Source organism: Thomasclavelia saccharogumia DSM 17460 (genome assembly GCF_000686665.1).
GTDB lineage: Bacteria > Bacillota_I > Bacilli_A > Erysipelotrichales > Coprobacillaceae > Thomasclavelia > Thomasclavelia saccharogumia.
The window spans coordinates 25407-42929 of sequence record NZ_JMLH01000022.1 but is presented as its reverse complement, the minus strand read 5'-3'; the positions used below and the strand labels follow the sequence as shown (position 1 = coordinate 42929).

Annotated in this window: 10 protein-coding genes; 4 read left to right on the top strand and 6 right to left on the bottom strand. The window is 30.0% G+C overall.

The annotated features are described in order from the left end of the window. From BR82_RS0106620 to BR82_RS16325, 5 genes are all read right to left on the bottom strand, one after another. The coding region (locus BR82_RS0106620) for an AAA family ATPase (protein WP_027089549.1) at positions 1-263 on the bottom strand (263 nt) is incomplete at its 3' end. 14 nt (positions 264-277) lie between these two features. Then, positions 278-1831, bottom strand: a complete 1554-nt coding sequence (locus BR82_RS0106615) for an AAA family ATPase (RefSeq protein ID WP_027089548.1) — start codon at positions 1829-1831, stop codon at positions 278-280. 159 nt (positions 1832-1990) lie between these two features. Continuing rightward, a complete protein-coding gene (locus BR82_RS0106610) occupies positions 1991-2650 on the bottom strand; it encodes a 16S rRNA pseudouridine(516) synthase (protein WP_027089547.1) in 660 nt (219 codons plus the stop codon). 36 nt (positions 2651-2686) lie between these two features. Beyond that, complete coding sequence (locus BR82_RS0106605; RefSeq protein WP_027089546.1) at positions 2687-3862, bottom strand: NAD(P)-dependent malic enzyme; 1176 nt, start codon at positions 3860-3862, stop codon at positions 2687-2689. 326 nt (positions 3863-4188) lie between these two features. Beyond that, the gene (locus BR82_RS16325) at positions 4189-5355 is read right to left on the bottom strand and encodes a helix-turn-helix domain-containing protein (protein ID WP_051592771.1); all 1167 of its coding nucleotides are present in this window, start codon (positions 5353-5355) and stop codon (positions 4189-4191) included. Positions 5356-5950: 595 nt separating this feature from the next. Here BR82_RS16325 and BR82_RS0106595 point away from each other — a divergent pair. From BR82_RS0106595 to BR82_RS17660, 4 genes are all read left to right on the top strand, one after another. Then, a complete protein-coding gene (locus BR82_RS0106595) occupies positions 5951-6358 on the top strand; it encodes a hypothetical protein (protein ID WP_027089545.1) in 408 nt (135 codons plus the stop codon). Between the two features lie 144 nt (positions 6359-6502). Further along, positions 6503-6763 carry a hypothetical protein gene (locus BR82_RS0106590; protein ID WP_027089544.1) on the top strand — a complete coding sequence of 87 codons (261 nt, stop codon included), beginning with the start codon at positions 6503-6505 and terminating at the stop codon, positions 6761-6763. Positions 6764-6778: 15 nt separating this feature from the next. Next, the gene (locus tag BR82_RS17665; protein ID WP_240474523.1) at positions 6779-6955 is read left to right on the top strand and encodes a hypothetical protein; all 177 of its coding nucleotides are present in this window, start codon (positions 6779-6781) and stop codon (positions 6953-6955) included. After that, the gene (locus tag BR82_RS17660) at positions 6945-7142 is read left to right on the top strand and encodes a hypothetical protein (RefSeq protein WP_240474522.1); all 198 of its coding nucleotides are present in this window, start codon (positions 6945-6947) and stop codon (positions 7140-7142) included. The genes BR82_RS17665 and BR82_RS17660 overlap by 11 nt, the downstream gene beginning before the upstream one ends. Positions 7143-7221: 79 nt before the next feature. Here BR82_RS17660 and BR82_RS17020 read toward each other — a convergent pair whose 3' ends face one another. Then, positions 7222-17466 (bottom strand): Spy0128 family protein, encoded by a 10245-nt coding sequence (locus BR82_RS17020; RefSeq protein WP_027089543.1) that lies wholly within the window; start codon positions 17464-17466, stop codon positions 7222-7224. Positions 17467-17523 lie beyond the last annotated feature (57 nt).

Here is a 17523-nt window from a genome sequence, read left to right as displayed (position 1 = left end):
AAATGCTTTTGATATCCCTCACTCTTGGCTATCTTCAGCTCTTTGAACAGTTTCGATGAATCACAGCTTTGATCATAATATGCTGCTATCATCCTAGCATCAGTACTCTTTCCAAATCTTCTTGGTCTCGATACACAGATGTTTTTCATATTCGTATTGATTATCCTGTTGGTATATTCTATCAGTAATGATTTGTCTACATAGATTTCACTGTTGACTGCTTCTTTAAAACCATAATTTCCTGGATTTAAATATATCCCCATTTTTTTCACCTCCTTTATCTATATCTTTCAATTATACAGCTATGTTTTTTAGTCTTCTTATCATAACTGATTCCTACTAATAATAGATCATCTAAATATTTCTCTAATTCATAATAATATTTCTTCTCTTTGATCTGATTGATAGCTGTCTTGGCTTCCTGATCCCATTTTAACTCTACTATCATCGCTGGTTTATCATCTTTAGGTATAAACACCATATCTGCATATCCTTTACCGCTTGGCATCTCTCTTATTATCGTATAATGATTTCTGGCATATATATACGCAATCGAAATCGTATAGGATAACGCATTTTCATTATTATATGTTAGTATCGCTGTATCCAAATGCGCTTCTTCGATATACTTGGCTACTAATTCTTCTTCTCTATTCCATGTCGCTTCTAATAAGGCTCTGCTGTTTAATAACGCTTTCGTCGTTTCATTCCATGATGAATCTTCAATCGATGCTATAAACGAACTTGTTACTTCCTTATTAGGGATATAACATGTCTGATCAGAACTGTTATATCCTAGATAACCTAGATGGATCAGCAGTGTTAAAACATCATCTTTTGATTTGAACGTCGTCATATCATTTTGAAACTTGTCTGTATTCAAATATACTTCTTCTCCTGCCAATAATTTGACAACATCATCTCTTAAGCCGTCATAATTCATATCGATATACACTCTTAAGGCTTCATATGTCTCCGTTGATGTCCAATAATTCCCAAACTTTTTCCTTGTAATCGATGCTACTACTGATCTTGGTGAAAATGTTGATATCATATCTGTCAAATGATAACCATCATACCATTCTTTCATTTCTTCATAACTGATATTATACTGATGACATAGTTTTTCAACTTCTTTTTCTGTAAATCCCATATATTCTGGCAACGGCTCTGAATCAATCATCGAGATTTCATCAAACATATTCAAAGCACTATGAGTTCCATATTTCTTGATTGGCAAGATCCCCGTCATATAGGCAAGTTCTACATAGGGTTCATCTTTCAATAGATTTCTTAAAAAATCCAAATATTGATTTTGGACTTCTTTATCATTTTTGTATTCTCTAAAGATACAGTCCCATTCATCAATAATGAATATAAACTGTTCGTTTGTACGACTATATACTTTTGATAAGTACAGCGATAAAATATTTCTACTCTTTTTGACTTTAAAGCATTCTTCCAATTCTTCTATGACTTCCTCACTTAATAATTCAAGCATATCTTTTATTGTTGGTGTCATGCTTAAGAATTTTTGCATATTTAAATAGACGACATTATGTCTATTCAAATGCTTTTGATATAACTCTGTTTGACTGATTTTTAAATCATTGAATATCTGTGATGAATCACAGCCTTTGGAATAATAAGCTACTAACATATTGGCATCGGTACTCTTTCCAAATCTTCTTGGTCGTGATATACAAAGATATTTATTCACTTTTTCTTTCAAATGCTCAATTCTTTCAATCAATAAAGATTTGTCAACATATATTTCTTTATTAATCGCTTCATAAAAATTCTGATTTGTTGGATTTAAATAGATTCCCATACTTATCATTCCTTTCTTTAGGAAATAATTATACCATAAAAAATATAAATAATCTTAATTTTATCAATATAATCTAAGTAATAAAAATAAAGTTTACACAATATCTCTTATATTAAAAACTGACTATATTTTTTAGTCAGTTTAATTATAATATTCATTTTAAACAAGTAATTTCAATTCTTTATCTGTTAAATTTCGATACTCACCATAATTTAAATCTTCATCTAATTTTATCCCTGCAAATGCAATCCTTTTTAGACTGATTACTTGATTATTACAAGATAAAAACATCTTTTTTATCTGATGATATTTTCCTTCATTAATTGTTACAAAACAATGGTGATCATCTATGATTTCTAATTTTGCAGGCAAACATTTAATATCTTGATCAATTATAATTCCACTTTTAAAGAGTTCAATTAAATTATTATTTAGTATTTCTTTAGTTTTTACTAAATATTTTTTTTCGCTATGATTTTGTGGCAAAAGTAATTTTTTTGAAAGAGTTGGATCATCGGTTATAACCAGCAAACCTGTTGTATCTTTATCTAACCTCCCCAAACAATAACATTCTTTATTATCAATTAAGTCAATAACACATTTTTCTTTAATATCTCGATTAGCACAAATATATCCAGTCGGTTTATTCATCATATAGTAACTAAAAGGCTGTGCTTTTAACATGAGATTATTATAAATTATTTTATCATCTTTCTTTATTAAATACTTAGTATTAGTAATAATCTCATCATTTACTTTAATCATTCCATGTTTGATCAAGGTTTTACATTTTTTAACATTGCCTAACTTATTTTTCATTAAAACATAATATAATTCCTTAATATAATTTTCCCCCTAAATACGATTTACACCATCTTCAACCGCAGCCTTTTTTACAGCTTCACTTACTGCCTTTTTAACTCGAGAATCAAAAATTGATGGTAAAACATTATCAGCCGATAATTCTTTTTCATCTAATATTTCAGCAATCGCATAAGCTGCTGCAATTTTCATATGTTCTGTAATTTGTGACGCTTGAACATCCAAGGCACCTCTAAACACCCCTGGGAAAACTAATACATTATTAACCTGGTTAGGATAATCACTGCGCCCTGTGCAGACAATCATAGCTCCCGCTTCTTTAGCTTTTTCAGGCAAAATTTCAGGAACAGGATTTGCTAGTGCAAAAATAATAGGTTTTGAATTCATTGTTTTAATCATCTCACTTTGAAGACAATTAGCAACACTCGTTCCAATAAAAACATCTGCATCTACTAAGGCTTCTTTTAAACCACCTTTAATTTTACGAGGATTAGTTAGCTTAGCTAATTCTTCTTTTTGACCTTCTAATCCAGCTTCTCTTCCTAAAGATAAAATACCATGTTCATCAACAGCAATAATATCTTTAACACCTAAGGCCTGTAACATTTTAATAATTGCAGTACCTGCAGCACCCGGACCATTTTGAACTACTTTTATTTCTTCTATTTTCTTACCTGTTAGTTTTAAGGCATTTATTAATGCAGCACTAACAACAATTGCTGTACCATGTTGATCATCATGAAATACCGGAATATCACAAAGTTCTTTTAATCGATTTTCTATTTCAAAACACCGTGGGGCACTGATATCTTCCAAATTTATTCCCCCAAAGCTTCCTGATAATAAAGCGATAGTTTTAACAATTTCATCTACATTTTTACTTCTAATACATAATGGAAAAGCGTCAACATCACCAAATTCTTTAAATAAAATACATTTTCCTTCCATAACCGGCATCCCAGCTTCAGGACCAATATCGCCTAATCCTAATACTGCACTACCATCTGTAATAACAGCAACTGTATTCCAGCGACGTGTTAATGTAAAACTTTTGCTAATATCTTTTTTGATTTCTAAGCAGGGTTGTGCTACACCAGGAGTATACGCCAATGCTAGATCATCTTTGTTCTTTAGTGTCACACGTGATTTGATTTCTAATTTACCACCTAATTTTTTATGTAAATTTAATGCTTCTTGTTTATAATTCATTCTAATCCTTCTTTCTGCTTTTTATTATACCTCAGTTTTTGTTGAAATTAAATCATATTCAAAAAGCTTTTTATAAAAATCACATACAAACTATAATCTTTTTTCTTTATCTATAAATATTAAAATATCACATATTTACAAACTTTATTAACTTTAATACCATTGAGATAGTAATTCATCTCTTACTACTATACAGCAAAATATGATCTAGTACCAAAAACATAATGTTTATACAAGCTAGGACATTCACATATTTAGTTGTAGTATTAAACTAACTATACTTGATCTTCTTAAAACACATCATTTTGCCCCCTTTACAAACTATGCTATCTAGTTTTTTCAAAAATATCAAAGATATCTTCTACAAATATTGTATCATTCATTTTCATCTCAACATATTGGTTAAAATTATTTTTATCAATCTGTGCTCTTTGAAGCACTTTTTTCCAATTAGGATAATTTTGTTCAAAAATATTCCTTGTAATACAATAAGCGCTTCCACTAAAATTGAAATTGATATACTGAACATTTTCTATTAAAGCAAAGATAGAAGCTGCATTATAAATCATGCTCTTTTCCACATACAAATTATCATTTCCATACCAATCGGTAAAATGATAATCGATCGTCAACCTGCAATCTTGTGAATTGATTTCAAATACATATCCATATTCAGAAAGAGGCAAATTTTCAATTAATCCCTCAGTATTGCTGTTATCACCAATATATTTACTTTGATATTTAATAATATTGTCTATACCACTTTTTTCTCTATTAAAAGGACTGATCATAACAGTATCAATCGTATATTCTTTTTTGGTGTCGATCACAAAGTATTCATTAGGCGTATCAGCATTGATTTGATATACATGATAAAAAGGATTTTTGTATAAAATCACTTTGTTTTTCACAAATGTTGTTTCTGCTAAATATCTATAAATCGGTGGCCTTTTTGATGTACTGACACCAATAAAATCTATTACAAAAAAAGCAGATAATATTAATAGGAATAAGCAAACACTAATCAACAGTTTTTTTCGGATCGTTGTTACTTTCAATTCTCTAAAAACACCTGTAATAAATAGTACAAGACCAATAATTGAATAAATTGAACTCCAGCTGCTTTCTGGTGAGCTAATAACAAAAGCACAAAAACATAAACATATTCCCATCACCATAATAAAAACAGAAATCTTTTTATGTTCATTCTTGATTTTTTCAGCACTATAATCTAATGTACTGATTATATTTTTCTCTGAATATTCAACTGCCCCAGCTGCTTCGATTGCTTCTCCAGCAAGTAATTCATTTAAAGTAATATCAAGTTCCCGGCTCAATGGCTCTAATAGAGAAAGATCAGGCATATAATTTCCATTTTCCCAACGAGAAATCGTTTTATTACTAACTCCTAACCTTTCACCAAGCTGTTCTTGCGTAAGTCCTTTAGCTTTACGTTTTAATGCAATAAATGCTCCTATTTTTTTAGTATCCATACATTACATTTTCACTCCTTTCAAGACAAATGTAACAGACTTTTCCGTAAAATTAACACCCCACAAACAGCGAATTGCTTCATTTATCTATATTTTAGCCTTTTTTGTAACCTTGTAAGTGTATTACCTGCGAACAAATACTTTAATTTTTCTCAATATTAAAAAATGCCTTTCTAAAGCTCTTATATCATTTGAATTTTGCTAAATAGTAACATTTTCTAATCTACCTAGAACAGCATAATATAAAATATTCTTTAAAATATTAAATCAGAAAACTTATCAGTTAAATTGTTTATTTCCATTTTCCACCCTTCATTATAAGTCAAACAAAAAGCAGAATATCGTTATACACGAATACTGTGATAACTAATATTAAGTAAATATAAAATTTTAAATCTTATAATAATTGCTCAAATCATCTTGATAAAAAACCTAAAACTGGTGTAAAACATAAAAAAGTATTTGATTATTCTAGTTATAGTTTATTAATCGTTTAAAATTATTAATATTTTTTAAACACATTTAAAACAATCTATAAATATTATTATCATACAATAATCCAAGATTCATATAAAGAACTATTATATAAAAAATAATGTTATTACTAATTAAATATTCAAATTTTTTAAGTAAATTAGTAACAACTATATGTCATGGAGGATATAATCATGTTTCAATATCTTTAGATGAAAAGGTTTTTTATAGCTTTAACTATAAAGACTTTGCAATTGAAGAAGACAACTATAAAAATCAAGAAACAAAAATTTATGAAAATATGCGTATTCAAATATATGTACCAAATAAAATTTTTAATATTTTAAAAAATGATATTTATCAATTTATAAATAATAAAGAGCAATTTTCCTATACAAGAACAGGTCTTATTCTATGTTTTCTACATATTCCCCATAAATTCAAAAATAAATATTTTTGTTTTCAATTTGTTATGGAACTAATTTCTAACGCTGATATAGTGAATCTAAAGCAAAAAACCTCATGTTAACTCCCTAACCACTTTGTCAATAATGTTGAATACTTATTACCTATCAATAAATATATTATTTAACAATTTAGAAACAAAATATAAATAATTCACAAATAAATTGATTCTATTCTGTATATGTCAAAACGAAAGGAGATTATAAAAATGGCAAAATCAAAATTAGTAAAAGCAAATGAAAAAATTGCAGAAGAAATCGTAGGAAGTTATAAAAATATTGAAGAAGGTGTTGTTGGAGGGTACAAAAACATTGAAAAAACTGTAGTAGGAGCTTTTAACAAAATATCAGATAAATTTGTTGATAACTATCTTACCAAAGATGGTGAATCTATAGAAGATGCTAAAAAAAGATTAGCACAAGAACAAAAAGAAAGAGAAGAAAAATCGGCTTTAAAACATGATAAATAAGGAGAAAATCAGATAATGAAAAAAAGTACATTTGTAGCAACGATTTTAGGAACTGTTGGAGGAATATTATTTGCACTAGGTATGTGTATGGCTTTAATACCTGAATGGAATGCATTCAGGTATTATCATGGGAATTATTGGAATTATCGTGTTGCTTATTATGGTATTTGTTTGGCGAAAAATGGAAAATAAAACACCAGTTAAATTATCGGGAAAAATTATTATAGCTACTTTCATTGGAATCATTGGTTCCTTACTTTTAGGGGTAGGAATGTGTTTGACAATGGTTTGGCAAAATATGATCATGGGAATTATTATTGGGATTGTTGGAATAGTTGTTCTCATTTGTTTGATTCCTTTTGTCAAGGGATTAGAATAAAATAAAAAATATAATTTTTCTAAAAAAGAAGGTCTATAAAGAGTTTGATACTCTTTACAGACCTTTTGAGTTTTATCAATTATTTAATAACTCTTTTCTTTCTTTGAGCATATAAAGCCATTCCACCTAACATAGAAATAGTTAATGCTCCAAGATATTCATATCCATATTTATCATCAGTTTCTACTGAAGATGAATCTTTTGCTTTTACTTCATTTGTAAAGACAGGTGTTTTATCATATACAACTTCAGCATTTAAATTACCTTTACCATCATCTGTAACATTGACAGTAGCTGTAAATACTGAATTATCATAAGTAACTGTTTTATCACTACCACTTACTTCAACAATAGTATATTGATAAGTTCCCACTTTATCAAAATTCAATTTGTCAAATTGAATTAATCCATTTGCTGTATTTAAAGCTTCAGATACTACTTTTCCATCTTTATCCTTTAATACAAATGTAAATTCATTAGCTTTAAGATCTCTTCCATTTAACATCTTTGTTGCACCTAATTGGATACTTGTCGCTACTGCTTTATAACTATTATTAAATACTACTGTATCTAATTCACTATTATCAACACCAATATATCTAATCTTAGCACCTAGATGTCCACCTTCATCAGTTACAACAACTTCTAATAAATATGTGTTTTGATCATATGTTACTCCACCTAAATTGTTATTCTTTTCAATCATTGTGAAATAATATGTTCCTACTTCTTCAAACTCAATTTCGCTGAAATATAAGTTTCCTTTAGTATCATTTGCTGCTGTTGCAACAACTGTACCATTTTGATCAAGTAATTCAAATTCAAATTCTTTATCATTCAATTTACGACCATCTAATTTCTTGACAGCTTCAATCTTTTGAGCACTGTTACCACCAATAGTAACTGATTTTGCTTTATACATATTATTGAATTCAAATTCATTATTAACAATTTCTGACTTCAATTCACCATTATCATCAGTTACTTTTACAGTCACATCTTTTACAATCTTATCATATGTATAACCTTCTTTACCAGCATCTACTTCACTAATCTGATAATGATATTCACCTGGTCTATCATATGTAATTTCATCAAATTGAACTAATCCTGCAGCACTATTTGTTACAGAAGTTTTTTCTGGCATTGGTGCATTATTAGTTGTTGTTATATTGAATGTAAAGGCATCAACTGCTAATTCTTTTCCAGTTAATACTTTTTTACCTGAAATAACTGCAGTAGCTGCTTTTGGATTATATCCATTTGTAAACTTAATACTATCTACACTATTATCTTTGATTACAGTAGAAACTTCAGCCTCTAATCTTCCTTCAGTTTGATTATCAGTTACTTTTACTGTAATTGTATATACAGTATCATCATAACTTATACCACCTAAGTTTCCGCTAACTTCTTTTACATCATAAACATAAGTTCCGGCTTCAGTGTATTTAATATCAGTTGCAAATGTTATATTTCCATTTTTATCATTTGTTACAGTTTTTTGCTCAATTGGATCACTTGTTGGATTATTTTGTGATGGCGTAATCATGAATTCAAATTCTTCACCTTTTAATTCATAATTATTTCCTTCACTTGGTTCTACTACTTTAGTAGCACTAAATCCATTTGCAAGTACGATTGGACTTGCTACATATTTATTTGTGAAAGTAAATCCTTCACCATTTCCGCCTTCTTTTACATAAGTAACATCCGGAGTTAAAATTCCTGTATCCATATCATAACTTACTTTTACCGTTGCTTTAACTGTTCCACTATCATTAGTAACACTAGCAGCTGATCCACCAGTTTCTTTGATTGTGTATTCATAAGTTCCAGCTTCACGATAAGTAATTGGAGCAAAGCTGATATTACCATCTTTATCATTTTCTACAGTTGTAACTTGTGGCATTGGAGCGTTATCGATACCTTCAATTGTAAAGCTAAATTTATCAGTATCTTTTAAATCACGTCCACTCATTACTTTTGTACCTTGTAATGTTGCTGTTACAGGAGCAGGAGTATATGTATTTGTAAATGTCATTTCTCCACTTACTGTAGGTGTTGCAACAACAAGTTGACCTTCGTTGTTATCAGTAACTTCAACACTTATTGTAGTTACATGACTATCATATCCAACTCTTTCAATATTTTCATTTACTTCAGAAATTTCTAATGTATAAGTTCCTGGTTCTTTAAATGTAATATCACCAAAATTATTTGTTTGTAATGCTTTTGTTAAAGTCAATGTAGTTTCAGGTAATTCAATCTTTCCAGCTTCAACAGCTGCTTTTGTTATTTCATCAGAAGCTTTTAATTCAAATTTAAAGCTATCAGTATCATTCCAGTTACGACCTGCCAATACTTTTGTAACATTAAGATTTGTTTTACCGTCTAAAATAACATTTTCAGTTTGATAAACATTACTAAATGTTAAATCATCATTACCTTTAACGCTAATACTCATTGAACCATCATTGTTGTCTACTGCTTTAACAGTAATTACTCTATCTACTAAATCATAAGTCACACCTGGGATTTTTCCATCCACTTCATTTACTTTGAATGTATATTCTCCAGGTTTTGTAAATTCAATACTTCCAAAACTTGCAGTATTGTTACTATTTTTATTTATTTCAACTTTTGTATTTCCTAAGAATCTTACATCACCAGCTTCAACAGCTTTTAATGTATCACCAGCAGCTGTTAAATTAAATGTAAATACATCTGTGTCTAGCCATTGATTATTAGCACGACCAGTGAATTCTTTTGTAACAACTAAATTCTTAGTTCCATCAAGAGTTACTGGTAAAGGTGCATAGGTATTATTGAATGTTAATGTATCACTACCTTCAATAACACTTGCTTTTAATACGCCAGTATTATCATCTGTAACTTGAACAATAATGTTCTTTACAGATTCATCATAGCTTACACCAGCAGTATTACCTTTTGTTTCTCTTATTGTAAACTTATAAGTTCCTACTGCTTTAAATGTAATACCATCAAAATATGCATTATCTTTATTTTTATTTGTCACAACTAAAGTAGTATTTTCAGGCAATACAATATTTCCTTGATCTAAGGCTTCTTTAGTTGCTGGATCATTTTCATCAGCCGCTAAAATAAATCCAAAGATATCATCATTTCGCCATTCATCTCCTGCACGACCAGTAAAGTTCTTAGTTACTTGTAAATTATTTTTTCCTTCAAGAAGAACTGGCTCAGGAGCATAAGTATTGTTGAACGTTAAAGCACCACTACCTTCAACAAGAGTTGCTTCCATTGTACCATCATTTTTATCTACTACATTAACAGTAATAGTTTTTGGTGTCTTATCATAAGTTACGCCTGAAATCTTTCCTTCTTCTTCACCTATTGTAAACTTATATGTTCCTGCTTTTATAAATGTGATATCACCAAAGCTGGCACTATCTTTATTAGTACTATTAATTACTAAATCATCTGGTAAAATAATTTCACCATTTTCTACAGCTTCAATAGTCGCAAAATCATTTGCAGCTGCCTTTATAACAAATCTAAATTCATCAGTTTCTAACCACGCATTATTTGCACGACCAGTAAATGTTTTTGTTACTCGTAAGTTTTCACTTCCAACAAGAGTTGTTGCATTTGGTGCATAGCTATTGTTGAATGTTAAAGCTTTACTTTCTTTATCGATAGTTGCTACTAATTCACCATTATTATTATCTACTACATTAACGATAATTTTTCTAGGTGCAGTATCATATGTTACTCCTGGGATATTTCCTTCTACTTCACTTACGATAAATTCGTATGTTCCAGCTTCTTTAAATCTAATATTACCGAAACTTGCACTATCTTTATTTCCTTCATTGATAGTTAAACTATCATTACTTAAAATTACTTTTTCAGCAGTAATTGCTTCTTGAGTAGTAATATTACCTGCTGCTAAGTTAAATGTAAATTCACTACCTAACCAGTCACGTCCTGTAAAGTTCTTTGTTACTTTTAATGCTGTACTTCCTTCAAGAACGGCTTCACTAGGTTTATAAACATTGTTGAATTCTAATAATTGACTTTTTTCAGTGTCAAGTGCTGCACTCAATGTTCCATCAAGATTATCAGTTACATTGACAACAATTGTTCTAGTAGGTGCAGGATCATATTCTACTCCATCCACTTCAGTATCTACTTCACTAACCGTAAATTTATATGTTCCCGCAGTTTTGAATGTGATATCACCAAAATGTGCAGTATCTCTATTTCCTCTATTAACTACTAATGAGCTATTACCTAAAATAATATTTCCATTATTATAAGCTTCAGCAGTTATAGTATCAGTTGTATCTGGTTTCAAATCAAATATATAAATGTCTTTTTCTAACCATTCATTATCTCGTCCTGTGAGATTCTTTGTTACCTTTAAATATGTTTCTCCACTAAGTACTACTGAATCAACAGGGGCATAAGTATTTTCAAATGCCAATACTGCATGATCTTCTCCATTAACCTTAGCTACTAATTTTCCATTATTATCATCTGTAACACTAACATTGACATATTTTTCACTTGGATCGTATGTAATACCTTTAATATTTCCTTTTTCCTCTGTTACCTTGAATTGATAATTACCAGGTTTTGTAAATTTAATATTACCAAAGGCTGCTGTATGACGCGCAGTATCTTTATTTATACTAGTTTCTGGATTTTCTAATATAATTTCTTTTGCTTCAACAGCATTTTTTGTAGTTGAATCAACTGCTTCTATACTAAATGTAAATACATCAGTATCATTCCACTCACGACCAGTTAACGTTTTACTTACTGCTAAATTAGTTGCACCAACAATTGCTGGATCTGGAGTATATTTATTTGTAAATGTTAAATCATCACTTTCATTAGTAACAATAGTTGCACTCATTGTACCATCTTTATTATCAACTACCTCAACAGTAATTGTTTTTGATGTCTTATCATAAGTTACTTTTGAAATATCTCCTTCTACTTCACTTATTTTAAATTTATATGTTCCTACTTTTGTAAATGTAATATCACCAAAACTTGCAGTATTTTTATTATCATTATCAATTACAAGAGTTCTACCAGGCATTTTTACAATGCTATTTTTAATTGCCAATTCTGTGTTATTATCTCCAGATTCTAATTTGAAGCTAAATTTATCTGTAGCTAACCAGTCACGACCATCTATTACTTTTGTTACTTTTAAATTAGCTTCACCGTTAAGTATTGCTTCATTAGGAGTATAAGTATTTACAAAAGTCAAATCAGTATTTCCTGATACTGTAACATTTAATGTTCCATTACCATTATCAGTAGCAGTAACTGTAATTACTTTTGCATCGGCATATGTAATTCCATTTATCACTGGATCAGGTGCATCTTCGCTTATAGTAAATTTATAAGTTCCTGGTTTTTTGATTGTAATATCACCAAATACAGCTGATTTTGTTTCATTTTCATTTGTTATTGTAATTCCTTTAGCATTATCAGGTAAGATAATATCTTTATTTTTAATTGCTGTATTTGTTGTATCATCATTTCCACTTAATACAAAGCTAAATGAATCACCAGCTTGCCAATCACGGCCTTCTAATACTTTTGTAACTTTTAAATTAGTTGCACCATCTACATTACCTGTTGTATTATAAACATTTTCGAAAGTCTGACTACCAGTTGTATTTGATCTAGTTACAACTAATTGGCCATTTCTATCAGTTACATTAAATGTAGATTCTATAGTGTGCTCATCATAAGTTACACCATCTACTTTATTATCTGGAACAACTTCTTTTATCGAAACAACGTAGGTTCCTGCTTTTGTAAAAGTAATATTTTCAAATTGTACTTTTCCATTGGCATCATTAGTAACAACTTTATTTGCTGGTAAAATAATTCCATCTTCTGAATTAGTACTTATTTCAAAAGAGAATTCACCAGCGTTTAATCCATTATTTCTATCACCACTTAATACTTTCGTAACTGCAAGTGGAGTCATTGTTGCTGAAAGTGGTTCATAACTATTTTTAAATTCAATACTGTTTGCATCAGTGTAGTTTGTTCCACCATCACTACTCTTTTCAATTTTTGAAGTTGCTTTTAGATTTCCATTCAAATCATCAGTTACTGTTACAATAACTTTATAAATAGATTCATCATAAGTCATTCCTGTACGTTTAGTTTCAGGAATTTGTTCTTTAATAATATATTCATAAGTACCTGCTTGTTCATATGAAATATTTTTTAACAATCCTATACTTCCTGCATTATCACTAGGATTAGTGCTACTGCTTGCACCCATAGGAGCATTATCTTGTGCTTCCACAGTAAAGAAGAATTCATTCGCTTCTAAAGCTTTACCTGATAGAGTCTTTGTTCCATTGATATTAACAGCCGTATCAGTATCAAAAACTGCCTGATAAGTATTTACAAAAACTGACTGAGTATTATCTGTACTTCCTGTTCCATTGTTGTAAGTAACAGCTGCTTCTAATTGACCATTTCCATTATCCGTTACTACAACTGTAACAGTACAGTCATGCTCATCATAAGTAATACCACCAGCATTACCTTCATCTTCTGCTACTTTAAATACATAATTTCCAGGTTTTGTAAAAGTGATATCTCCAAAATTAAATAATTGTGGTACACCAGCTTGTCCATTTTCAACTGAAGCAGTTAAATCTCCTACACTAACATCTTTAGCAGTGATTGCTGAAAGCGTATTTTCATCTGGTGTTAAAGTAAAGCTAAAAGTTTCGCCATCTTTCATATCACGTCCATTCAATGTTTTAATTCCATGAATAGCTGTATTCGTATCTTCTGAAAGAGTTACACTTGTTGCTTCATACTTATTATTAAAAGTAACACTATCAACTATATTACCATCACTATTTTTATATGTTGGTGTAGCTATTACAACCAAGGTATCATTATCACTACTTGCAGTTACTTCAACATCAACTGTATATTTCTTACTATCATATGTTATTCCATTAAGAACATTATCTTTTGCATCTGATGGAATTACTTCAGAAATCTCATAAGTATATGTATTTCCAATCATAGCTGGAGTAAATTCTATGTTAGTAAAACTAATAGATGATCCAATATTAGAAACTATAACGTTTCCATTTCCATCAGTTTGTCCAGGCATAGGAGCTCCAGGTGTAATTGCTCTTATTCTAAATTGGAACATACTATTTAATAATTCTTTATTTCCACTTAACGATTTTGTAGCTAACAAACTTATTTTTGCACTAGTTGCATTGTAAGTATTAGTAAAAATTGCCTTATCAACTTTTTGAATATTTTCTTTAGAAATTTCTGTTCCATCATCTTCAGATGTTTTATACATATTAGATTCAATTTCTAATGTACCATTACCTTTATCTGTAACTTTCACACTTATATTATAAGCAGCATCTGAATATGTTATGCCTAAAATTTTATTATCTGTTTTCTCTATAATAGTGTATGTATATTCTCCAGGTTTCGTAAATGTAATATTTCCAAATGCAGTTTTATGATTATCTGTATTTGAATCTATTGTTACTGATGGTTGTTCAGGAAGTGGATCTGTTGCAGTTGTAGAGCTAATTTCAAATGTGAAACTATCACCTTCTTGCCAATCACGACCAGTAAGCACTTTTTCAACTGGAAGATTTATTGACCCATTTAAAGTAACTGGTGTTACAGAATAGTTATTAGTAAATGCTGCTGTAATAGTTTGACCAGCGCTGATTGTTCCAGTTGCACCAATTGATTTTGTTTCAAAACCACTAACTGCACTTTCAGTTACTTTATAGTTTGCGCCATGTGGTAATCCTGTAATGTTAGCTTTTTGATCTTTTTTCAATGTTAATTTTCCACCATTTGATATAGTACCTACTATTGGTGTACCATCAGCATTTTTTATAGCTTCACCACTAGAATCAACAATTGTATAATCATAACTTCCATTTAATCCTTCATCATTTGCATCTGTCAAAGCAACTGTGAAAGTAAAGTCTTTATCAGGTGCGGTTAAACCTTCATCAGCTGTTACTGTTTTAGATATTTCTAAAGTTCCAGTTGCTTTTACTTTCCCTACACCATTATTTCCTAAATAAACAACAAAATGTCCATTAGCTGAATCAAGTTCATATGTAGGAACATAGTAATTTGTTGCTGTATTTGTTGTATTAGAATCTTTTACACCAGTAAAATGAGCTAAATTTCCAATACGTGGACTTCCAGCTTTAATATGTAACTGTCCATCTATAATATCAGTATAAGTATTTAGCATTGCGCCTTTACGACTAATAGTAACTGTTTTTAATTCTGTACCTTCATAATACTGTTGTTTAAAATAATAAGTTCTATTTTCTTCAAAAGTTGCAGCTTTAATAGTACAAGGCTCATCTTCGTATAATGGCGTATTTTCTTGGAAGAAATAGTATTGATTTGTTGCTGCAGCTTTAAAGCTAACAGTAGCATCACCTACACTTTGATTATCTTCCGTATTACCACTATATAGATTACTATAAAAATTAACTGTACCATCGCTATTTAAATGATCTTTAATATAATCAGCACTTACCTGATCTGTAACAACACCATTTTCATCTACAATCCCATCTTTTAATCCTACTGTATAAAGTATACGCATTGGATAAGCATTATTAGATGTATTAGTTTTTACAGATCCATCAGAATTTAAATTAATAGTATTAACTCGTAATGGAATTGCTGAAGCTGGAATTTTTATTTCTAAAACCTGTGTTTTATCAGTTTCCTGTGTTTCATCAGTTTCTTTTAAAGTGATTTCTATGTGACTAGCATCTTGCTCTCCGTATACCTCACTATGTATTTTACCACTAAATGTATATGTAGTAATGCCATTAGAATCTGTGTTTTTTGTAGGATTTTCAAATACTTGTCCACCATAAATCATGGCTTTAAAATCTTTAACTTCCATATACTTACCAATAGGATCAGTATATGTAATATATCCATCTTCTGCTGGATTATCACCACTAACTTCAGTTGGAATCATTGGTGCATCAGTTAAAATTACACTAGTAATATCACTGAATACATTATTTACATCTTCAGCATTCTCTGCAGAATAATACCCATCATTATAAGCAATTGTTGTAATATCATTTGAATTTGGATGATTAAATGTATATCTGTCCAAGCTTGCAGTTCGATTATTTAAATAGTTATTCCACTGCGTTCTAATTGCATTCGCCACATTATTGTTATCATCAATATGATTACCTGGATCTAAGGCTATCTGGGCACGATGATAATCTGTATTATTTACATTCCAACCAGTTTGTCTCAATTGTTCGATTCCCATTCCAATTGTATATATCTTTGTAGCATAAGGGGAATCTGAACTAACACCATAATGATCATTTACTCGTTGTTTCATATATGATGCATTCATAGCCACTTTTAAACTATATGAATTTGCAGTACTAGTACCTGAGCCTAAAGTTCCATTAGGATTCCACCAGTCGCCTTGGCCAGATGCTGTAGCAGCACCATCAGATAATAATACTAAAATAGGAACATGCTTTACTTTAGTGCCATCTTGCAAATTGCTCTCAATTTCACTGGCTTCTGCTAAAATATCCATTCCTGTATCAACACCTATATGAGTATTAGTTCCTCTATCATCACTTGACATTGATACAGAATACCTCGAATTTGGAGATAAAAAAACTGTATCTGAACCATTTTGTTGAAGAGTAATATAATTACCATCACTTCGTCGTTCATAATGATTTAGTGGCATCAAAATTTTTGAACTTAATCCATAAATAACTACCGCCACTCGTGAATCCTTATTAGCATCCATAAGTTTACCAATAGAATCATTTACAGCATCAACTGTTGCTTGTAATCGCGTTTGGTTAGAATTTCCACCTATCCTATCATCCATACTATTGGAATTATCAATTACAAACACAACATCAACTGGTACTTGAGTTTGACCAGTGATAGACTGTGAACTTGCTAGAGCGGAATACGCAACTAAAAAGTCTGAATCATTTTCAATTGTAACCCCTTCAGGAGATCCTTCATTAACATCTCCAGTAAATGTTGCATTTCCATCATATACTGTCTTATCTGTCCAAACACGACCAGTATATTGTGTTGATGTATCACCACCAAGAGAATCTGTATATGTATTAGTTGTATTATTATCAGATGTTTTCCCTTCTAACGCATATACTGATTCTTGCGGCATTAAACCAATTATCATTGCAAGAATCACAACTAATACAAATATACCAGAGCCTATCTTTTTTATTTTTTTGTTTTTCATATTTTTTACTCCTTTCACATATTTGATAGTCATAATAATATTATTAATTTAACATCT

Coding starts and splice junctions, on each gene's coding strand:
- BR82_RS0106615 (WP_027089548.1), bottom strand. CDS start 1,831: ATGGGAATCTATTTAAATCCAACAAATCAGAATTTTTATGAAGCGATT.
- BR82_RS0106610 (WP_027089547.1), bottom strand. CDS start 2,650: ATGAAAAATAAGTTAGGCAATGTTAAAAAATGTAAAACCTTGATCAAA.
- BR82_RS0106605 (WP_027089546.1), bottom strand. CDS start 3,862: ATGAATTATAAACAAGAAGCATTAAATTTACATAAAAAATTAGGTGGT.
- BR82_RS16325 (WP_051592771.1), bottom strand. CDS start 5,355: ATGGATACTAAAAAAATAGGAGCATTTATTGCATTAAAACGTAAAGCT.
- BR82_RS0106595 (WP_027089545.1), top strand. CDS start 5,951: ATGTTATTACTAATTAAATATTCAAATTTTTTAAGTAAATTAGTAACA.
- BR82_RS0106590 (WP_027089544.1), top strand. CDS start 6,503: ATGGCAAAATCAAAATTAGTAAAAGCAAATGAAAAAATTGCAGAAGAA.
- BR82_RS17665 (WP_240474523.1), top strand. CDS start 6,779: ATGAAAAAAAGTACATTTGTAGCAACGATTTTAGGAACTGTTGGAGGA.
- BR82_RS17660 (WP_240474522.1), top strand. CDS start 6,945: ATGGAAAATAAAACACCAGTTAAATTATCGGGAAAAATTATTATAGCT.
- BR82_RS17020 (WP_027089543.1), bottom strand. CDS start 17,466: ATGAAAAACAAAAAAATAAAAAAGATAGGCTCTGGTATATTTGTATTA.